This is a genomic window from Gimesia chilikensis, assembly GCF_007744075.1.
GTDB classification, from domain to species: Bacteria; Planctomycetota; Planctomycetia; order Planctomycetales; family Planctomycetaceae; genus Gimesia; species Gimesia chilikensis_A.
This window is the reverse complement of the sequence record NZ_CP036266.1, coordinates 1,635,039-1,651,537: the sequence shown is the minus strand read 5'-3', so window position 1 is coordinate 1,651,537 and position 16,499 is coordinate 1,635,039. Positions and strand designations below refer to the sequence as shown.

The window sequence follows — 16,499 nt, the reverse complement described above, 5'->3', positions numbered from 1 at the left end:
TCCGCTGACGACATCCTGAAAAACCCTCCCTCAATCCCAACCAGGAGCTGACGACATGACCGGTCTTTCCCCAGCCCGACTGTTGGCTTCCGTTCTATCGTTCTCCGCTGTCTGCTGCCTCTCTTCCCTGGCAACAGCGGAGATCGAACCGCCGCGCTCGCTCGATCCGCGGATCAAGATTGAACTTTTCGCTGCCGAACCGGACATCGTCACTGTCACCGGCCTCACCGTTGACCAGCGGGGACGCGTCTTTGTCGTCGAAAGTCACACTCACTTTCGCCCCGAGAATTACGAGGGTCCCAAAACCGACCGGATTCGATTACTGGAGGACACCACGGGCGATGGTCGCGCCGACCTGATTCAGACATTCTACGAAGGCTCGACAGAAACCATGAACGTCGCCGCCCATCCGGATGGCTGGATCTACGTCGCCACCCGCAGTTCCATTTTCCGACTGCGAGACAAAGACGACGACGGCACAGCGGACCTACGCCAGAATCTGGTTCAACTGGAAACCACCGCCACCTATCCACACAACGGCTTCTCAGGCTTTGCATTCGACTTCTTTAACAACATCTATTTTGGCATGGGAGAAAACGAAGGAGCCGACGCCGAACTCGTGGGCGACTTCGGCAATATCTATTTCACCCTCGGCCAGAATTATGGAGACGATGCAACACTCGTCGGCAAAGGCAGTGTCCGTATTCCCGCTCTGCGCGGAGAAGGAGGAGTCTTCCGCTGTCGCACTGATGGCAGCCGCCTCGAACGGATTGCCACCGGCTTCTGGAATCCTTTCCACCTCTGCTTCGATGTCTACGGCCGCATGTTTGTTGGCGATAATGATCCCGGTAATCGTCCCCCCTGTCGCCTGCTGACCATCGTTCAGGGAGGTGACTATGGCTACCGGCGTCGCACACTCGAACCCTTTATCGCCGTCAACGCCGAAACCCCGGGCACCCTGCCCATGACCTCTTCTACCGGCGAGTCTCCTACGGGGGTCATTTCCTACGAATCCGACCAGCTCCCCGCCGACTATCGCGGCGACCTGCTGGTGGCCAGCTGGGGCGAACACCGCATCGACCGCTACCACCTCACCCCCGATGGTGCCTCGTTCAAAACCTCCACGCAACCAGTCATCGCCGGCGAAGAATACTTCCGTCCCGCGGGCATCGCTGTTGGCCCCGACGGCTGCCTGTATGTCGGCGACTGGGCCGACCGCTCTTACCCCCTGCATGGCAAAGGCCGCGTCTGGAAAATCAGTGCCGTGAAACCGGAACTGTCTCCCCGCGACAATCAACTGACTTCCCCCGACTGGCAACAGCGTCAGAACGCGGCTCGTAATCTACTCGCGCAGAAGAAGCCTGGCATCGACCAGCTCCAGGCATCCCTCGGCAACACGGATCCGCGCGTTCGAGCCGTCGCCTTGAATGCCTTGGTCAGCGTCAACAAATTGACGCCTGCACACATCGCCGTCCTGCTTAAAGACAAAGAACCCGGCATCCGCGAACAGGCCGTCGCGATTCTTCCCGCCGACCAGGTCGACTTCGCACAGGTCGCCCGGGAAGATCAGTCCCCCCTCGTCCAGGCTGCAGCCCTCAGACGCATCTCAAACAAACAGAGCCTGCCCCTGCTTTTCGAGCATCTGCAGAATAGTGATCCGTTCATGCAGCAGGCCGCCCGTGAAGGGCTACGACAGACACTGACCAACATAGAGCTCGCTGAGTTGTTCTCCCAGAACGACGATTCCGCCGTCCGCCTGGCAGCGATTTTTCTGCTCAAAGAGAGCAACACCCCAGCCGATGACAACCTGCTCAAACAGGCTCTCAAAGATCACAATCCCGATGTGCGATTCGTCGCCGTCGAATGGATCGGACGCGATCAGCTTAAACAGTTCCGCGAAACACTGGTCGCCGACCTCGCCAGTCAGGCTACGACCCCCGACCTGCTCAAAGCCTACCTGGCTTCCATCGCGCAGCTCGATGGCGTGATGAAAGACTGGACGCGGGGCACGACAGGCGACTGGTGGGTCACTAAATCACAGGCACAGCAACTGGCCGCCCGCCTGCTGGATCTTCCCGAAACGTCGCCTGAAGTGTTAAAACAGATTCTACTCTTCCTGCCCGCGAAACATCCCGCTTTGAGTGAAGCCAAACTGACCTCGCTGACACAATCCACTGATGCGGGAGTCCGTACCGAAGCCATCCGCAGTCTTCGTGATCTCAAAACGAAAACCGCCCGTCAGCAACTGCTGCAGCTCGCCAATAATTCAAAAGCCGATGCCAACCTCCGCGCGGAAGCCATCATCGGCCTCTCTGCCACTCAACCTGAGAATGTCAAACCTCTGCTCAAGCTGGCTGCTGACACTAACCCGACCGTCGCCAACGAAGCCCTGCGAACCCTGCGTGGTGCTTCACTCAACCCATCACAACAGACAACGCTAAAACAGCTGGCTGCAGAGAACTACGCGGCCGCCGCTCTCGTGCAGCGGGTTCTGAATCAAAGTCCTGCAGAAACAAAACCGAACCGGGACGAACTCTCCGCGTGGCTGCAGACCCTCGCCGGTCCCGCAGACCCCCGCGCCGGTCAGCGTCTCTTCTTTCATCCCCAGGGCCCCGGCTGCTTCCGTTGTCATCAGATCGACGGTCGCGGACAACAGGTGGGTCCCGGTCTGATTCGCACCAACGGTCGTATCGCTTTGAACCGGGAACGTCTGGTCGAAGCGATCATCAATCCCAGTAAAGATATTGACCCGGGCTTTCTCCCACTGACGATCGTCACCATCGACGGTCAGACCGCCTCGGGCATTTATCATAAACACAACAACAAAGAACGTTCGATTTACGACTCCAACGGGAAAATCCGTTCGTTCAAAATCGACGAGATCGAAGAAATGGTCCCTTCCAAAACCTCGATCATGCCTAACGGCCTGGTGGACCAGATGACGCTCCAGGAATTTCGTGATCTAATTGCCTACCTGCTGCCGGAATCGAATTCGAAGTCGAAACCCGGTTCCGAGTAATCGCAGCTTAGCGAACGGCGCCCCCATTCACATTGATGACCTGTCCGGTGATATAAGCCGCTTCCCGACTGCAGAGAAACCGCGCCATGTTGGCGATGTCCTGGGGAGTTCCCCAGCAGTCCATCGGGGTTTCCTGTTTGACCCGCTCCTGCCAGACTTCACTCGCCGATTCCCCCCAGGCCGTCAGAATCCAGCCGGGCGCAATACAGTTCACGCGAACCTTCGGTGCCAGCGAGACCGCCAGCGAACGACTGAAACCCATGATCGCATTCTTGCTGGTCGCGAACAGCTCACCACTGGCCCCTTCCATTCCCCGATCCGACTGGTCCCAGCCGATATTCAGTATACAGCCATGACCCTGTTCGCTCATGCGACGTCCCACTTCACGCGACAGCAGAACGGTTCCCCGCACATCGATATCGAATAGTTTTTCGAGTTTCGCATCATACCCCAGTTTGGCCTGGTCTCCCGTCAGCAGATCGACGCCCGCGTTATTCACCCAAATGTCCAATGTCCCCCATTTCTGAAAAGCGCGATTTATAAAATCGTCATACTTTTCCTGATGAGCCAGGTCGAGGGAGAGCATCTCCGATTCCCGTCCGCGACTCCGGATCTCTTCCACCACCGCTTCTGCTGCCAGGGACGAATTCCGATAATGGATCAGCACGTCCGCCCCCGCCTCAGCCAGCTCCAGCGCAATCGCTTTTCCGATGCCGGAAGAGGACCCGGTCACCATTGCTTTCTTACCGGTCAAATCGCAGAACGCAGAGACAGACACCACATAACCCCTTACTGACAAGAGACTTATTCACATAAAACAAGTCTTATTTCGCGAATAATTAGATAAACTGGATAAATACTAGTTGACGATTGGGCAGAGCACTACCATAATTGCCAACGAAATAAGGGAGCGGTCTTCAATTTCTGAAATGAAGCGACTCTCCTACGTCACATCTTTCGCCTGTCTGGCAACGTTACAAGTAGTAGTTGAATATTTCAGCTGAGATCTGCGCGCCATGTAATACAGGCGATTAAGGGCCACAATGTTTTGAACAATTGGTATGGCCAGCGGTTGGCTGCTTGTTTTTCATGATTTAACTTCCCCACGCTGACGTGAGTGGAACGAACAAATTTGCCCCACAGGCTGGTCACGTATATAAAGTGACCGGTTTTAAACGAGCTCTATTGCATGAATTTAAAAAAGGAAACTAGTGATATGGCCACAAATCTTGTGGATCCGCCCCAGGAAGGAACGACCCAGCGTTTTCCGACGCTGCCAGATCATCTGGAGAAAAACCTCGTTAAAGTTTTCAAACTGCTGTCCGATGAAACGCGACTGCGGATTATGCTTTATCTGGCCCAGGAAGAAGAATTATTCGTAACTGCCTTGTGTGAAAGGCTGAATCAGAGCCAGCCGGCTGTGAGCCACCACCTCGCACTCCTTCGCGACGCAGGCTTAATTGAAGCACGCCGCGACGGCAAACACAACTTCTATTCGATCTGCCGGACCCATTTTCACGCGATCATGGCTGAACTGTTCAACAGTTTTAATGATCCGAATGAGAACATTATCCGCATCGATAATTTCGTCCTCACCCAGGACCTGAGCTGATTCCCTTTCGAATCAATTCAAATTTGAAAAAAACGACCGAAGAGGCCGGCCATCAGCGCCGGTCTCTTTTTATTTGCGCCAATCTTTGATAGAACATATCAGATTTGACCCGAATTTCTTCAATCCCTTAAGATCAGTGTAGACAATGCAGAAAACAGCGAAGTTAGCCCTTGCCGATGGCAGCGTATTCACAGGGACGGCTTTTGGTGCGGACGGAGAAGTCCACGGTGAAGTTGTGTTCAACACGAGCATGACCGGGTACCAGGAAATCCTGACCGACCCCTCTTATTGCGGACAGATCGTCACCATGACCTATCCGCAGATCGGGAACTACGGCATCGCCCCCGAAGATATTGAGTCCGGCGGAATCGCTCTGCAGGGCTTCATCGTTCGTGAGCTCTGCGAAATTCCCAGCAACTATCGCTCGACACAGACTCTTGATGAATACCTCAAAGCCGCAGGCGTCATCGGACTGCAGGGAATCGACACCCGCGCCCTGGTGCGGAAGATCCGAACCTCCGGCGCCATGACCGGCGTCCTCTCCACGGTCGATCTGGATGATGAATCGCTGGTCAAAAAAGCCCAGAGCAGCCCGCAACTCGTCGGCCAGGATCTGGTCAGCAAAGTTCTGCCTGCAGAAGCCCGCGAATGGGATGAAGGCCTGCATCCGCTGGCCCACAGCAGTTCGACTCACTCCCTCTCCGGAAAATCCATCACCAACATGGCCGAAGGGGAAGATCAGGCGGAAAGCAATTACCACATCGTCGCCATCGATTACGGCATGAAGTGGAACATCCCACGTCACCTGAAACAGCTCGGCTGCCGCGTAACGATTCTCCCCGGAAACTGCACCGCGGAAGACGTTCTCGCCTTCAACCCGGACGGCGTCTTCCTCTCCAACGGCCCCGGAGACCCGGAACCATTGACCTACGCCATTGAGACGATTCGTAACCTCATGGGCAAAGTTCCCATCTTCGGGATCTGCCTCGGACACCAGTTGCTCGGACTCGCCTGCGGTTGCAAGACCTTCAAGCTCAAGTTCGGACACCGGGGCGCAAATCAGCCGGTTCTCAATCATGACACGAAACAGGTGGAAATCACCTCGCAGAACCACGGTTTTGCCATCGATCCTGAAACCATGCCGGACGATGTCGAAGTCACCCACACCAACATGAACGACGACACTGTCGCCGGGCTCCGCCACAAAACCCATGCTGCCTTCAGCGTGCAATATCACCCTGAAGCATCGGCCGGCCCCCACGACAGCCATTACCTGTTCAAACAGTTTTTTGACAGCATCTGTCAAACACGGGTTTCTTCCTGATCGCCGCATTTTATCCTCTATATCAGGGTTGAAATGAATCGCATTTTTCATTTCAATTCAACCGGCACGCGTGGAAATTCCGTACCCGCCGGGCATCCCCCGCCGATAAGTTAAGTTTCCCAATACAAAATTCAGTGAGTACAGCGAGGGAATTCCGATCCCTCCGTTTCATACAGACCATCGACTTGATAGAAAGAACTCCACATGGCTCTCGAACGCACCCTGATCCTGATTAAACCCGATGCGGTTCAGCGCCGGCTCGCCGGCACCATCCTGTCCCGCTTCGAAAATAAAGGCCTCAAAATTGTCGGCCTCAAACTCATGCAGGTCACTAAGGAACTCTCCGCCGAACATTACGCAGAACATGTGGAAAAGCCGTTCTACCCGCTGCTCGAAGAATTCATCACCTCCGGCCCGGTTATCGCCATCGCCGCTGAAGGACCGGAAGCCATTTCCGTCGTCCGCTCCATGATGGGATCCACCAACGGTCGCGAATCCGCTCCAGGCACCATCCGGGGTGACTTCGGCGTCAGTCGCCAAATGAACCTCGTCCACGGTAGCGACGGCCCCGAAGCCGCCGCCCGTGAAATTCCGATCTACTTCAAACCTGAAGAACTGGTCGATTACGAATCCTCACTGAGCGCCTGGGTCTGTGCTGACGACGAAAAATAGTCGCCCGCCACTCCGTTCAAGTTGATATAACGACAACAGGGCCACCGGTTGAATCCGGTGGCCCTGTTGTTTTTGGCTGTCTGGTAAAGACGATTAAGAGGCTTTCTCAATCGCCCGCTTGACCGCAGCACCCATGTCTGCCGGGCTTTCCGCCACAACAACACCGGCTGCTTCCAGAGCGGCAATCTTCTCATCCGCTGTACCGCTACCACCGCTGATAATCGCACCAGCGTGCCCCATCCGTTTTCCGGGAGGCGCTGTTTTACCGGCGATGAAACCGGCAACCGGCTTGGTCACATGCTCTTTGATGTATTCCGCTGCTTCGATTTCAGCGGTTCCCCCGATCTCACCGATCAGCATGATCGACTCGGTCGCAGGATCATTCTGGAACATCTCCAAGAGATCGATGAAGGTCGTCCCGATAATCGGGTCACCACCAATACCAATCGCGGTGCTCTGTCCCAGACCAATATTCCCCAGCTGCCAGGCCGCTTCGTAAGTCAGCGTACCACTCTTGCTGATCAGGCCAACGGAACCGGGCGTATGAATGTAACCGGGCATAATGCCGATCTTGGCGATCCCGGGAGTAATCACACCCGGGCAGTTCGGACCAATCAGGCGGCTCGGCTTGTCTTTCAGGTATTCCATCACCCGTACCATATCGGTGACGGGAACACCTTCGGTGATCGCGATGATCAGTTCGATACCCGCATCAGCGGCTTCCATGATCGCTTCGCCACAGAACGGAGGTGGCACGAAAATCAGGCTGGTGTTGGCACCGGTCTTCTCGACTGCTTCTTCCACGGTATTGAATACCGGGAAACCATCAACCTCGGTTCCCCCTTTTCCGGGAGTCACGCCCCCCAGCATCGGTGTGCCATATTCCCGGCACTGCTGGCTGTGAAACAGCCCGGATTTACCGGTGATCCCCTGGCAAATGACGCGTGTCTTTTCAGTAACTAAAATACTCATAATCTGTCACCCTTGCGGGAAATGTGTTTTATTAAAAGATGGCTAAGATCGCTTTTTGCAAAACAACCACGTCACACGAGCGGCGACCTGACAGACAGGTCGCCCGCCTGTACTAAGTACTCAAAGTGGCCACAACCTTCTGAGCGGCGTCGGTCAGGTCGTTTGCGGAAATAATATCCCGACCACTCTCTGCCAGCATCTTCCGGGCGGTATCCACGTTGGTCCCTTCCAGTCGTACCACCAGGGGTACCGTGAAACCAACCTTTTCATAAGCTTCCAGTAACGCGGTCACGATCGTATCACACTTCATGATCCCGCCGAAAATATTCACCAGAACTGCTTTCACATTGTCATCAGCCAGAATGATCCGGAAGGCTTCGGTGACCTGGTCGACGTTCGCTCCGCCGCCCACGTCCAGGAAGTTAGCCGGCTCACCACCATGATGCTTGATCAGGTCCATGGTGCTCATCGCCAGTCCAGCCCCGTTCACCAGACAGCCGATGTTGCCGTCCAGCTTGACGTAGCTCAGGCCGGCATCACCCGCCTGTACTTCCGCAGGATCTTCTTCGGTCAGGTCCCGCAGTTCGTCGAATGACTTGTGACGGAAGAGTGCGTTCTCGTCGAACGTCACCTTCGCGTCCAGTGCAACCAGTTCACCTTCGCCGGTGATCACCAGCGGGTTGATTTCGGTCATGCTGCAGTCGTTATCAATGAAAAAACGGCTCATCTGGCAGAGGAACTTCTCAGCATGACGAACCGTTTTGCCTTCCATTCCCAGTTTGAATGCCAGCTTGCGGGCCTGGAAACCGAGCAGTCCGGTGTGAATCGAAAACGGCTCGCTCAGGATCTTTTCCGGAGACTCTTCGGCGACGACTTCGATCTCCATACCACCTTCGGTCGAGAGAATCATCACCGGGCCGCCTGCTTCGCGGTCGATCACGCATCCCAGGTAAAGCTCTTTGGCAATGTCCAGTCCCTGCTCGATGAACAGTGTGTTGACCTGCTTGCCTTCTTCCCCGGTCTGCACGGTCACAAGGGTCGATCCCAGCATGCGTTCCGCGTTCTCGCGAACTTCATCTGCAGAACGAGCCAGTACCACACCAGCCTGCTCCGGATGTTCCTTGAAACGACCTTTTCCGCGGCCCCCTGCGTGGATTTGTGACTTCACAACCACCAGCGGACGATCCAGTTTTTCAAATGCGGCCACCGCTTCATCGACGGTCTTCGCTACGATTCCCTCAGGTACGGGAATCCCGACTTCGCGAAACAACTGTTTGGCCTGATATTCGTGAATTTTCATTGATTTTTCAGACTTTCTCCTGAAAACTTGCTACCGGTGAGAAAAAGCGGTGTTCACTCTGTCGAGCCCACAGCTTGAACTCAGGCCATCATAACGGGATCACAGCAGCATATCCAGCAAGCCATCCTCGCCTTCGACGTAAAATTTCTGCATAATGGTAATCACTCTCACGAGCCCCTTTGATTCTGCTTTTTGAGTTGTCAAAATCAGTTCCAGCACACACAACACCAGTCACATAACCACAGCCAGGGTGAACCGCATGCTCAATGGAATTCCTCCCATCATCTCCCCCGACCTGATGTACGTTCTGATGAAAATGGGACATGGCGACGACATCGTCCTCGCCGACGGCAACTTCCCCGCCGACTCCCACGCCCAGCGTATCATCCGCCTCGATGGTCACGGCGTCCCTGAAATCCTCTCCGCCCTGCTCCCGTTCTTCCCCCTCGATACGTTCGTCGATCAGCCCGCCGGCCTGATGAACCCCGTCGACGATCAGGCAGCCGAGCCCCCCATCTGGCAGACCTATCGCGAACTGATTTATCAGCACGATGACCGCGCTCCGGAGCTGGAAAAAATCGAACGCTTCGAGTTCTACGAACGCGCCCGCCAGGCCTACGCCATCATCGCCACCAGCGAAACCGCCCTGTACGCCAATCTGATTCTGAAAAAAGGGGTCGTCGTCGAATAACGCTTCCCGTTTTTCACTGCACAAACTGAACTTGATCCGCCCCCGCCGCTGCGTATGCTGGTCCCCTCTGGCTCGCGCGCGAGACAGGTGATCGTGCACCGGAACAGCCCCCACCACTGACGTAACAACACCTGAATTCCCGTCGATTTTCACCCGCTTTCCACCTGTCAATCGCGCATCAGTTCTCAATGTTCTCCCCTTTCCAGCTGGTCCAATCGGGACAAACCCAGGTCACACGTGGACAAAATCCCGGACAGACCAGGACAAAATCCGGCCACATCGGGACAAAATTCTGTCTTGACCTCCCGGTGCCGATCGACAAAATCAGACCATGATCAAAACAGGATTCAGACCTATGATCAAAACAGGATGTAGGAGCAGAACACGCGTGCCTGCCCGCCTGGCGACCTTCGACTCGAAACAACTCCCAATGGACCTCCATAAATAATTCCCCCCTGAGCGGCAAGACGCCAGGTAGCGTCTATTTAATAGTTTTCTACGTGATCATAAGGTCGACAGCGTTAGCTATGTACGTATCCACCGTGGCCGAGGGTATGCTGTTATTCTTGTTTTCAGGACTCCAACAGCAGAAAAGAAAATTAGCCCCGGTTGAAACGTCTTTGGTAGATATCATCCGAATTGAGAAACGCCACCTGGCCACCGGTACAAACAAAACAGGGACAGGAATGATACGCGCAGGCACAACCCAGGAAAGGTAAACATCAAGGACCTGCACCAGTTCCCGACCAGAACAGACCAGATCTAATCCGAAACACATCGGGTGAAACTATGTAAGAAGGCCGAGCCGGTGGTGGTATTCTTTAACGCGTGGTAAACATAGTTTGTTACAACCTTGTTTCCACAAAAGAAAGGAACCACTCATGTTTTATGCCGGCATCGACCTTCACAAACAGAGTATCACAGTCTGCGTCGTAAATGAAGCGCGTAAAATCGAGAAACGGAAACGTCTGATGTGCGCCAATGAAGCTGCTATCGTGGCCTTCTTCAAGGAGGTCATCCAGGAACTGGGGCCCTTTCGCGCGGTCGTGGAAGCGACGGCCAGCTACGAATGGCTGATCAAACTCATCGAGCCCCTGGCTGATAAAGTGATCCTCGCCCACCCTGGTAAATTGCGGGTCATCGCTGAGTCCACGCGGAAAAGCGATCGTCTCGATGCCCAGGTTCTGGCCGAGTTTCTGTCAAGAGACATGGTACCAGCCTCGTATCGCCCAACCCCTCGGCAACGCGATCACCGCGGCCTGGTACGTCAGCGGAGCTCCATTCAACGCCGGATTACTTCGGTCAAGAATCGCATGCGACGGATCATGAGCAACTACAATGCAGATCGACCAGACCTGTTCAGAAAAGCGGGACAAGAGTATGTCAGCAGCTATCCCCTGTCGGCCGCTGATCGGATTTGCATGAATCAACTGACCTCAGAATGGCTTTTCTTTCTCCAACAGTTGAAGTCAGCCAACCAGGCACTGGTCGACTTTGCCGGGACGGCTCCGATTCGTGAACAGCATCAGCGGGAACTGCTGCAGAGTATCCCGGGCGTTGGTTTTGTGATCACTGAAGTCGTGTTATCGGAGATTGCAGACATCGATCGATTCGACTCTCAGAAGCAGGTAGTTGCCTACGCGGGCCTGGCACCGGGACAACGGGAAAGTGCCGGGAAGATGAAGGAACTCCACATCGAAAAGGCAGGTTCCCGTTATTTGCGCTGGGCGCTGGTGGAGGCCGCCTGGCAACTGGTGTATCGGGTACCGCGCTGGAAGACGATCTACGAGAGGTTGAAAAAACGCTTGAAGGCTAAAAAAGCCATCGTGGCGATCGCCAGGCGTCTGCTGGGAATGATGGTCGCGATCATGAAATCAGGCGAACCATTCACAGCGACACACCAGCCTGCCTGAAACAGGCTGACGAGTAATACAGATTTGAATTAATAACATCAGAGACAAAATCAATCGGGAATGTGTGAACGACCCCGACCGGGCCCATGAAGGCGGGGAAATGTCTGCGACCTTCGTCAGGGTGAATGGGGCGTTCTTCGTACGGATGTTTAATGGCGACGGCCTGCAACAGTGGTCGATCCCGAATAGATGGTTGAGCGTACCGCTTGATTGTGTCTCAGAAAGGAATCCATGCGCAAAGAATTAAATCACTTGACAAGATGTTCTTCATAGATGGGCTCGGATGCAATCCGAGCCGAGCGCAGCGAGCAAGAGGTCTCAGCGAACGCAAACAGTCCAGAGAAAAGTCGCCCACCTCAACATTCAGAACGTGAGGCACGCCTTACCACAATAGAACGCGTGCCCCGCAACCTCCTGTTGTCTCCGACAACCTCGAATTACATTCGAGGCCACCCAACCAGGTTTAATACGAAACACATCGGGTGGGCTCGGATGTAATCCGAGTCGAGCGCAGCGAGCAGGAGGTCCAGTTTAAGCCTGCAATTCAGGGCAATGCTTCCTACTTCCCATACAGAAAGTGAGTTGCCCTCCTCAACAGAACGCAAACCAGTCGCCTACTTCAGCAGGATCGTCTGTTCCCGGTCGGGTCCGACAGAAACAATCTCAACCGGCTTACCGATGATATCTTCGATCGCCTTGATGTACGCGATCGCATTCTCGGGCAGATCTTCCATCTTGCGGATGCCGGTGATATCTTCTTTCCAGCCGGGAATCGAGCGATACACGGGCTTGGCCTGCTCCAGATCCAGAATGTGGCTCGGGAAGTCGGTGACCTGCGTGCCGTTCACGTCGTAAGCTTCGCAGACCTTGAGCTCATCCAGACCACTCAGTACGTCCAGCAGCATGACGGCAATGCAGTCGACGCCACTGATATTCGCCCCGTAACGGGTAGCGACAGCGTCAAACCACCCGCACCGCCGCGGACGTCCGGTGACAGTTCCGTATTCATTTCCCACGTCGCGAATCCGCTGCCCGATCTCATCGTGCAGTTCCGTCACGAACGGACCACCGCCCACGCGTGTCGTATAGGCTTTCACCACGCCGATCATCTTGCTGATGTAACGCTCGGAAACGCCACTGCCGTTGTGAATCCCGCAGCCGGAACTGTTGGAAGAAGTCACGTACGGAAAGGTCCCATGGTCAATATCCAGCAGGCTCCCCTGGGCCCCTTCGAACAGAATCTTCTTCTGCTCGGCAACCGCTTTCAACAGATAAGCACTGGTATCAACGACATGCGGTTTCAGAGTCTCGGCGTAACCGCAATACTCTTCAAAGATCGCATCGACGTTCAACGGTTCTGCTTCGGGATCGAGGGCCTGGAAAATCTTACTTTTATAAGCCACGATTTCTTCCAGACGGGCCCGGAAAAAGTCAGGACGCATCAGATCGCCCATCCGAATGGCGTGGGTCCGACTCGCTTTGTCGCGATAGCAGGTTCCGATACCCCGCATGGTCGTGCCGATCGCGTTCTCTTTGCGGCTCTTCTCGAAAATACTCTCTTCCTGCATATGATACGGGAAGATCACGTGGGCCCGGTCACTGATCAACAGCCGGCTGGGATCAATCGGACCGTTCTGTTCAACGATAGAGGCGACTTCCTGCAGAAACGCCTTGGGATTGATCACCACCCCGCCGGTAATGACGGAGGTGACATTCGGATTCAGCACCCCTGCCGGCAGCAGGGAGAGTTTATAGGTCTTGCCGTCAAATTTGACTGTGTGGCCTGCATTATTGCCCCCCAGGTAACGCACCACGATCTCGTGCTGCTCGGAGAGTAAGTCTACAATTTTGCCCTTGGCTTCATCGCCCCACTGTAACCCGATTACCGACGTCGCTGACACAAAACTATCCCATTGCGTGATTTAAGAATAAACAGATAAAGACATATTGATCTCGGACCATCCCGAAACTGGCGCACGCCACGCGCGCACCGGCCCATTTTATCGAACCGGCACCGGTTTGGGGAGCGCCACACGTCCGTTGGATCTTAATAATTGGATTTTCGCCAGCGGGGGTGATATAATACTTTCTGCACACTTCCCCAGCGCGGGCCACACCAGGATTTAAACGCCAGGCTAATGAACACTTCTCCTCAAAAACGTGTCCTCATCATCGACGATGACGAGGGTCTTACAGAGCCTTTACAGCTGGCCATCGAAGCAGAAGGGTATGAGGTGCTCACCGCCCACGATGGCAACGAAGGCCTGATGAAAATCGAACGCGACGCCCCCGACCTGGTCCTCCTCGACCTGGTCATGCCCCGCCGCAGCGGATTTGCTGTCCTCGACAGCATCATCAACAACAAGCAGCGGGCCCCCAAAATCGTCATGGTCACCGGCAACAGCGAACCCAAATACCGCGAACTCGCCCTCGACCGCGGCGTCGACCGCTTCATCCCCAAACCCTACCACATCGAAGACCTCGTACAGACCGTCAACGAACTGCTCACTGCAGAGTAATAAACAGCTCCCTCATAAAACGGGTGAGCTCGGATGCAATCCGAGCCGAGCGCAGCGAGCAGGAAACTGACAGTGAAATCTTTCAAAGAATGAAACTGATTCCTACCAGATCATCACAGTCGCCAGTTCTGCTCTGAATTGATGCTTCCCCTCCTGACAGTTTCCTGTTGTCTACGACAACCCCGGATTACATCCGGGGCCACCCCCCAACTCAGGACAGTTTCACAATCATCGCTTCCTGATTCTCAACGGCCCCTTTGTAAAGATCCTGAAATTCTTTGAACAACTGTGAAACTTGTATTTTTTGTTGTTCGTACTCTTCATCCGTCAGACGAACAGTTTCTCTGCCAAATCCAGCCCGCACATATTGATCTCCAATTTCTGCAGGAGACCTCTCAGATAGCCAGAGATAGATCAATTCAGAATATTCTGCAGAGTTCCACCTGAGCTTGGGCTCCTCTTGTTCCCCCAGATATGCAGGCAGAAAATCATTCCCATAAACAGATTTTCGTGCAATCTTTTCCTCTTCCTCAGTTCTTGCCTGAAGCTCGAGTAATCTGCAAAACGAGGAATGGGCACGCCCCAGATACATACTCCGATCTAAAACACCCGGCGATGTTTTTTCCAGATCATACAGCGACTCAATAAAGCACTTGCCTTCATTATTCTCCCATTCATTATTGGGATTGAGAGTCAGCTCACCTTTTCCGTGTCCTTCGTGCTCATAGTGGTAATTGATAAACCCTAATAGATAGACTTTAATTTTACCCGTACTGACCAGATCTAATAATTTGCACTTCTCAGGAATTGCCTGTAAACATAAATCCAATCCCATCTATTAATTCCTTTTCTCATTTAATTCGTAGAAGTTGATCCTGGATTCTATCCGGGACAACGCATCACCCTTGTGATGGTAGCCCCAGGATCAGTCCCCCGCTAACATGGGATTGAGCCCCTGACATCAAACGCATCCCTCAGAATGGCACTATAATGAAACCGCAAGCGCCCTGCATCCTGTTTCTCCTGCTTTGCTCTTTCCTCACCCCGCTCCCGGCAGCAGAAAAACCAGAAAACACCAACCAGATCTTCCTGCTCCCCTACTTCCTGGGAAACGGTGAAACCGGCGTCTACCTCGCCTTTAGCACCGATGGCCTGCACTTCGACTGGCTCAACGACGGCAAGGTCGTCATGCCCGCCCCGAAGTGGGGCGAAGAAAGCCTGACCCGCGATCCCTCCATCGTCTATCACGACGGTAAGTTCCACATGGTCTGGACCACCAGCTGGAAGTCACGCAGCATCGGCCATGCCTCTTCGAAAGACCTGCGGCACTGGAGCGAGCCCCGCAAAATCGTCGTCTGGCAGGCAAGCGACGGCGCAAAAAACACCTGGGCTCCTGAAATCCACTGGGATCCGGAGCAGCAGGAATACCTGATCCTCTGGAGCACCACGCTGGAAACAGAACTCAACGATCAGGACCAGAGCCGGGACCAGCACGGCCACGACCACCGGCCCTACGCCATCCGCACCCGCGATTTCAAAACCTTCACGAAGCCCAAACTCTTCTATAGCCCGCAGCCGGAAATCAGCGTCATCGATCCTTTTATCGCCCACGATGATCAGAATACGAAAACACCGACAGACGACCGCTGGATCATGGTCATCAAAAACGAAATGCCCGCCGACCAGGGAGGCAAAAACTTAAGGCTCGTCTTCAGCAAACACATGCAGGGCCCTTACGAGACCACGCTCGGACCGCCGATCGTCGGCGCAGGTACCTCCATTGTCAACACGATGGGCGAAGGCCCCTCCCTGTTCAGGCACGACGGACTCTGGTACCTCTACTGGGACGCCCCCGGCAGCCACTTCTCTTACTGCCTGGCCACGAGCCCCGACCTGCAGACCTGGACCAACCGCACTCCGGAAATGAAGCTCCCCGCCAAACAGATGCGCCACGGCACCGTCTTCCTCGCCCCGGAAAACGCCATCGGCTTTCCCCTGAAGAAGTAATTCATCTGGCAAGAATAGAAGCATGGGTGGGCTCGGATGCAATCCGAGCCGAGCGCAGCGAGCAGGAGGTCTCAGTGAAAGCGATCAGTTCAGAGCAATGTCTCCAACCGCTCTCATTCAAAAGTGAGGCACGTCCACCACAACAGAAAGAGTGCTCCGCAACCTCCTGTTGTCTCTCGACAACCTCGGATTACATCCGAGGCCACCCTGTCAATCTCTTACTAGGAACTCCCCGCCATCGGGTCTATTTTACAACGCGGGCATCGATAAAATTCGGGGGATAGATCATAACTCCACATGCTGCTGAGACCGACGTAACCTGCCAGGGCCGATTCAGGATCAACATTTTTGTGAAGTCCCAGAATGGGACCGTATGCTTTCTCCAGAGCGGCCGCATCAAATATCGCACCAGAGAGCAGAATCAGCCCGCATGCCGGGCATTGATCTGGAAATTCTGAAGAGTCAACCAT

The 16,499-nt window shown here is 54.5% G+C and carries 14 protein-coding genes; 8 read left to right on the top strand and 6 right to left on the bottom strand.

Features of this window, described 5'->3' with window-relative positions; genetic code table 11:
• The first annotated feature begins 55 nt into the window (after positions 1-55).
• Positions 56-3,019 (top strand): PVC-type heme-binding CxxCH protein, encoded by a 2,964-nt coding sequence (locus HG66A1_RS06375; protein ID WP_145181360.1) that lies wholly within the window; start codon positions 56-58, stop codon positions 3,017-3,019.
• Between the two features lie 7 nt (positions 3,020-3,026).
• Here HG66A1_RS06375 and HG66A1_RS06370 read toward each other — a convergent pair whose 3' ends face one another.
• Positions 3,027-3,797 carry an SDR family NAD(P)-dependent oxidoreductase gene (locus tag HG66A1_RS06370; protein WP_197997002.1) on the bottom strand — a complete coding sequence of 257 codons (771 nt, stop codon included), beginning with the start codon at positions 3,795-3,797 and terminating at the stop codon, positions 3,027-3,029.
• 438 nt (positions 3,798-4,235) lie between these two features.
• Here HG66A1_RS06370 and HG66A1_RS06365 point away from each other — a divergent pair, with 438 nt between their 5' ends.
• The 3 genes from HG66A1_RS06365 to ndk all read left to right on the top strand — a co-directional run bounded on the left by HG66A1_RS06365 (position 4,236) and on the right by ndk (position 6,627).
• Complete coding sequence (locus HG66A1_RS06365) at positions 4,236-4,631, top strand: ArsR/SmtB family transcription factor (protein ID WP_145037667.1); 396 nt, start codon at positions 4,236-4,238, stop codon at positions 4,629-4,631.
• Positions 4,632-4,776: 145 nt separating this feature from the next.
• Positions 4,777-5,955 (top strand): glutamine-hydrolyzing carbamoyl-phosphate synthase small subunit, encoded by a 1,179-nt coding sequence (gene carA / locus HG66A1_RS06360; RefSeq protein ID WP_145181359.1) that lies wholly within the window; start codon positions 4,777-4,779, stop codon positions 5,953-5,955.
• Between the two features lie 204 nt (positions 5,956-6,159).
• A complete protein-coding gene (ndk, locus tag HG66A1_RS06355) occupies positions 6,160-6,627 on the top strand; it encodes a nucleoside-diphosphate kinase (RefSeq protein ID WP_145037663.1) in 468 nt (155 codons plus the stop codon).
• A gap of 93 nt (positions 6,628-6,720) precedes the next feature.
• Here ndk and sucD read toward each other — a convergent pair whose 3' ends face one another.
• Positions 6,721-7,599, bottom strand: coding sequence for a succinate--CoA ligase subunit alpha (gene sucD / locus HG66A1_RS06350; RefSeq protein ID WP_145037661.1), 879 nt, complete (start codon positions 7,597-7,599; stop codon positions 6,721-6,723).
• 112 nt (positions 7,600-7,711) lie between these two features.
• Positions 7,712-8,899, bottom strand: a complete 1,188-nt coding sequence (gene sucC, locus HG66A1_RS06345) for an ADP-forming succinate--CoA ligase subunit beta (protein ID WP_145181358.1) — start codon at positions 8,897-8,899, stop codon at positions 7,712-7,714.
• A gap of 259 nt (positions 8,900-9,158) precedes the next feature.
• Between sucC and HG66A1_RS06340 the strand changes: the two genes are divergently transcribed.
• Positions 9,159-9,590 (top strand): RbsD/FucU family protein, encoded by a 432-nt coding sequence (locus HG66A1_RS06340; protein WP_145181357.1) that lies wholly within the window; start codon positions 9,159-9,161, stop codon positions 9,588-9,590.
• A gap of 881 nt (positions 9,591-10,471) precedes the next feature.
• The gene (locus HG66A1_RS06335; protein ID WP_145181141.1) at positions 10,472-11,503 is read left to right on the top strand and encodes an IS110 family transposase; all 1,032 of its coding nucleotides are present in this window, start codon (positions 10,472-10,474) and stop codon (positions 11,501-11,503) included.
• 614 nt (positions 11,504-12,117) lie between these two features.
• Here HG66A1_RS06335 and HG66A1_RS06330 read toward each other — a convergent pair.
• The gene (locus HG66A1_RS06330) at positions 12,118-13,404 is read right to left on the bottom strand and encodes an adenylosuccinate synthase (protein WP_145181356.1); all 1,287 of its coding nucleotides are present in this window, start codon (positions 13,402-13,404) and stop codon (positions 12,118-12,120) included.
• A 237-nt stretch (positions 13,405-13,641) separates the two neighbouring features.
• Here HG66A1_RS06330 and HG66A1_RS06325 point away from each other — a divergent pair, with 237 nt between their 5' ends.
• On the top strand, positions 13,642-14,022 hold the full coding sequence (locus tag HG66A1_RS06325; RefSeq protein ID WP_145181355.1) for a response regulator transcription factor: 381 nt from the start codon (positions 13,642-13,644) through the stop codon (positions 14,020-14,022).
• Between the two features lie 211 nt (positions 14,023-14,233).
• On the opposite strand, the gene HG66A1_RS06320 is transcribed toward HG66A1_RS06325, so the two are convergent.
• A complete protein-coding gene (locus HG66A1_RS06320) occupies positions 14,234-14,857 on the bottom strand; it encodes a hypothetical protein (RefSeq protein WP_145181354.1) in 624 nt (207 codons plus the stop codon).
• 155 nt (positions 14,858-15,012) lie between these two features.
• Between HG66A1_RS06320 and HG66A1_RS06315 the strand changes: the two genes are divergently transcribed.
• Positions 15,013-16,029: a glycoside hydrolase family 43 protein gene (locus tag HG66A1_RS06315; RefSeq protein ID WP_145181353.1), complete on the top strand. Its 1,017-nt coding sequence runs from the start codon at positions 15,013-15,015 to the stop codon at positions 16,027-16,029.
• A gap of 221 nt (positions 16,030-16,250) precedes the next feature.
• Here the strand turns inward: HG66A1_RS06315 and HG66A1_RS06310 are convergent, their stop codons facing one another.
• Positions 16,251-16,499: a hypothetical protein gene (locus HG66A1_RS06310; RefSeq protein ID WP_145181352.1), complete on the bottom strand. Its 249-nt coding sequence runs from the start codon at positions 16,497-16,499 to the stop codon at positions 16,251-16,253.